Origin of the sequence: Ornithinimicrobium kibberense, from assembly GCF_006519705.1 — a bacterium.
GTDB lineage: Bacteria > Actinomycetota > Actinomycetes > Actinomycetales > Dermatophilaceae > Ornithinicoccus > Ornithinicoccus kibberensis.
In genome coordinates, this window is record NZ_VFXM01000028.1 from 1 (window position 1) to 4,641 (window position 4,641).

The following is a 4,641-nucleotide window of genomic DNA, read 5'->3' on the forward strand; positions in this document are numbered from 1 at the left end:
GGCGAAAGCCTGATGCAGCGACGCCGCGTGAGGGATGACGGCCTTCGGGTTGTAAACCTCTTTCAGCTCTGACGAAGCCTTTGGGTGACGGTAGGAGCAGAAGAAGCACCGGCTAACTACGTGCCAGCAGCCGCGGTAATACGTAGGGTGCGAGCGTTGTCCGGAATTATTGGGCGTAAAGAGCTTGTAGGCGGTTTGTCGCGTCTGCTGTGAAAGCCCGGGGCTTAACCCCGGGTCTGCAGTGGGTACGGGCAGGCTAGAGTGTGGTAGGGGAGACTGGAATTCCTGGTGTAGCGGTGGAATGCGCAGATATCAGGAGGAACACCGATGGCGAAGGCAGGTCTCTGGGCCACTACTGACGCTGAGAAGCGAAAGCGTGGGGAGCGAACAGGATTAGATACCCTGGTAGTCCACGCCGTAAACGTTGGGCGCTAGGTGTGGGTCCCATTCCACGGGGTCCGTGCCGCAGCTAACGCATTAAGCGCCCCGCCTGGGGAGTACGGCCGCAAGGCTAAAACTCAAAGGAATTGACGGGGGCCCGCACAAGCGGCGGAGCATGCGGATTAATTCGATGCAACGCGAAGAACCTTACCAAGGCTTGACATGTACCGGAAACTCCCAGAGATGGGGGCCCCGCAAGGTCGGTACACAGGTGGTGCATGGTTGTCGTCAGCTCGTGTCGTGAGATGTTGGGTTAAGTCCCGCAACGAGCGCAACCCTCGTTCTATGTTGCCAGCACGTGATGGTGGGGACTCATAGGAGACTGCCGGGGTCAACTCGGAGGAAGGTGGGGATGACGTCAAATCATCATGCCCCTTACGTCTTGGGCTTCACGCATGCTACAATGGCCGGTACAGAGGGCTGCGAAACCGTGAGGTGGAGCGAATCCCTTAAAGCTGGTCTCAGTTCGGATTGGGGTCTGCAACTCGACCCCATGAAGTCGGAGTCGCTAGTAATCGCAGATCAGCAACGCTGCGGTGAATACGTTCCCGGGCCTTGTACACACCGCCCGTCAAGTCACGAAAGTCGGTAACACCCGAAGCCGGTGGCCCAACCCCTTGTGGGAGGGAGCCGTCGAAGGTGGGACTGGTGATTGGGACTAAGTCGTAACAAGGTAGCCGTACCGGAAGGTGCGGCTGGATCACCTCCTTTCTAAGGAGCATCTTGGCACCTGGTGCCCGTCCCGGTTCGGGGTGGGTGGCCGGTGTCTGGTTCCCGTTGCGTGGGCGTTCGTCCCACGGCGGGTGCTCGGGTGGAACATCAGTATTCCGTCGCCGTTCCCGGTGTCCTGTCCCGGTGGCCTAGTACGACCTGCCTCCTCGTGTGGGGGTGGGTGTGGAAGGGTCCGCCTGGGTGGGGTCGGGGGTGGTGCTGACACGTTGTTGGGTCCTGAGGGATCGGGCCCCACCTGGGTCCTTCGTGCGTGCACGGGGGGCCGGTGGTGCCGGGCCTTCTGGAGTGCCGGGGCCCTGGGTGCTGTCCGTACCCGCGTCGTCCAGCTGTTGCTGGGTGGTGTGTGTGGCGGGAGCGTTTGCCTGGGGTTGGCCTGGTCGTGTGTTGAGAACTGTACAGTGGACGCGAGCATCTTTGTGGCTTAATTTTGTTTCAAGTTTACAAGGGCGCACGGTGGATGCCTTGGCACCAGGAACCGAAGAAGGACGTGGGAATCTGCGATAAGCCTCGGGGAGTCGATAACCAGACTTTGATCCGAGGATTTCCGAATGGGGAAACCCGGCTGGACTCATCTCCAGTCACCCGTACCTGAATATATAGGGTGCGTGGAGGGAACGCGGGGAAGTGAAACATCTCAGTACCCGCAGGAAGAGAAAACAACATGTGATTCCGTGAGTAGTGGCGAGCGAAAGCGGACGAGGCCAAACCTCAGCTGTGTGATCACCTGGTAGGGGTTGCAGCTGGGGGGTTGTGGGAGTGTGTGTACCGGTGCTACCACGCCGGTGCGGAGTAAGAAATCGAGTTCATAGGCGAAAGGTCTGGGAAGGCCTGGCACAGACGGTGAGACCCCGGTAGCCGAAATGTTCTCGACTCCGTATCGCACGTCCCAAGTAGTACGGGGCCCGAGAAATCCCGTACGAATCTGGCAGGACCACCTGCCAAGCCTAAATATTCCCTGGTGACCGATAGCGGACAAGTACCGTGAGGGAAAGGTGAAAAGTACCCCGGGAGGGGAGTGAAATAGTTCCTGAAACCGTGTGCCTACAATCCGTCGGAGCCGGCCCGTGGGCTGGTGACGGCGTGCCTTTTGAAGAATGAGCCTGCGAGTTAGTGCTCAGTGGCGAGGTTAACCCGTGCGGGGTAGCCGTAGCGAAAGCGAGTCCGAACAGGGCGTATGAGTCGCTGGGTCTAGACCCGAAGCGGAGTGATCTACCCATGGCCAGGGTGAAGCGCGGGTAAGACCGCGTGGAGGCCCGAACCCACTTAGGTTGAAAACTGAGGGGATGAGCTGTGGGTAGGGGTGAAAGGCCAATCAAACTCCGTGATAGCTGGTTCTCCCCGAAATGCATTTAGGTGCAGCGTCATGTGTTTCTTGCCGGAGGTAGAGCTACTGGATGGCTGATGGGCCCCACCGGGTTACTGACGTCAGCCAAACTCCGAATGCCGGTAAGTGAGAGCATGGCAGTGAGACTGCGGGGGATAAGCTTCGTAGTCGAGAGGGAAACAGCCCAGATCACCAGCTAAGGTCCCTAAGCGTGTGCTAAGTGGGAAAGGATGTGGAGTTGCGAAGACAACCAGGAGGTTGGCTTAGAAGCAGCCACCCTTGAAAGAGTGCGTAATAGCTCACTGGTCAAGTGATTCCGCGCCGACAATGTAGCGGGGCTCAAGCACACCACCGAAGCTGTGGCAACGACATATTCGCTCGGCCCGTCCCCTCGTGGGGTGGGTCCAGGCGTGTCGTTGGGTAGGGGAGCGTCGTGCCGCGGGAGAAGCATCCGAGTGATCGAGGTGTGGACGCGGCACGAGTGAGAATGCAGGCATGAGTAGCGAAAGAAGAGTGAGAAACTCTTCCGCCGAATGACCAAGGTTTCCAGGGTCAAGCTAATCTGCCCTGGGTAAGTCGGGACCTAAGGCGAGGCCGACAGGCGTAGTCGATGGACATCCGGTTGATATTCCGGAACCGGCGAAGGACCGCCCAGTACCGAATCACGTGATGCTAAGCGCCTGAAGCCGTCGCAGACCCTGCTCCCTTTCGGGGGGGTTGGTGAGCGGCGGTGGAACGCGCGACCCGAGCGTGTAGTAGGTAAGCGATGGAAGGACGCAGGAAGGTAGCCTCCGCGTGGCGATGGTTGTCCACGTCCAAGAGCGCAGGACCGGGGAGAGGTAAATCCGCCCCATCAGTTGTCCGAGGCTTGATGGTGACCGTGTATGCGGGAAGAAGGGTGATCCTATGCTGCCTAGAAAAGTTCCTAGCGAGGTCCGAGCCGCCCGTACCCCAAACCGACCCAGGTGGTCAGGTAGAGAATACCAAGGCGATCGAGTGAATCGTGGTTAAGGAACTCGGCAAAATGCCCCCGTAACTTCGGGAGAAGGGGGGCCCGACGTGTGAGACCCCTTCGCGGGTTGGCACGGAGGGCCGCAGAGACCAGGGAGAAGCGACTGTTTACTAAAAACACAGGTCCGTGCGAAGTCGCAAGACGATGTATACGGACTGACGCCTGCCCGGTGCTGGAACGTTAAGGGGACGGGTCAGTCGCACGTGTGCGGCGAAGCTCTGAACTTAAGCGCCAGTAAACGGCGGTGGTAACTATAACCATCCTAAGGTAGCGAAATTCCTTGTCGGGTAAGTTCCGACCTGCACGAATGGCGTAACGACTTCTCCACTGTCTCAACCACGAACTCGGCGAAATTGCACTACGAGTAAAGATGCTCGTTACGCGCAGCAGGACGGAAAGACCCCGGGACCTTTACTATAGCTTGGTATTGGTGTTCGGTACGGCTTGTGTAGGATAGGTGGGAGACTGTGAAGCGGGCACGCCAGTGTCCGTGGAGTCATCGTTGAAATACCACTCTGGTCGTTCTGGATGTCTAACCTCGGTCCGTGATCCGGATCAGGGACAGTGCCTGGTGGGTAGTTTAACTGGGGCGGTTGCCTCCCAAAAGGTAACGGAGGCGCCCAAAGGTTCCCTCAGCCTGGTTGGTAATCAGGTGTCGAGTGTAAGTGCACAAGGGAGCTTGACTGTGAGACAGACATGTCGAGCAGAGACGAAAGTCGGGACTAGTGACCCGACGGTGGCTTGTGGAAGCGCCGTCGCTCAACGGATAAAAGGTACCCCGGGGATAACAGGCTGATCCTGCCCAAGAGCTCATATCGACGGCATGGTTTGGCACCTCGATGTCGGCTCGTCGCATCCTGGGGCTGGAGTCGGTCCCAAGGGTTGGGCTGTTCGCCCATTAAAGCGGTACGCGAGCTGGGTTTAGAACGTCGTGAGACAGTTCGGTCCCTATCCGCTGCGCGCGGAGGAAACTTGAGAAGAGCTGTCCCTAGTACGAGAGGACCGGGATGGACGAACCTCTGGTGTGTCAGTTGTCCTGCCAAGGGCACCGCTGATTAGCTACGTTCGGACGTGATAACCGCTGAAAGCATCTAAGCGGGAAGCACACTTCAAGATGAGGTTTCCATGCCCC

The 4,641-nt window shown here is 58.6% G+C and carries 2 rRNA genes; both read left to right on the top strand.

Annotated features, from left to right (window positions below):
* Window positions 1–1,152, top strand: a 16S ribosomal RNA gene (locus FJR00_RS15430); the annotation flags it as partial.
* A gap of 451 nt (window positions 1,153–1,603) precedes the next feature.
* A 23S ribosomal RNA gene (locus FJR00_RS15435) occupies window positions 1,604–4,641 on the top strand; the annotation flags it as partial.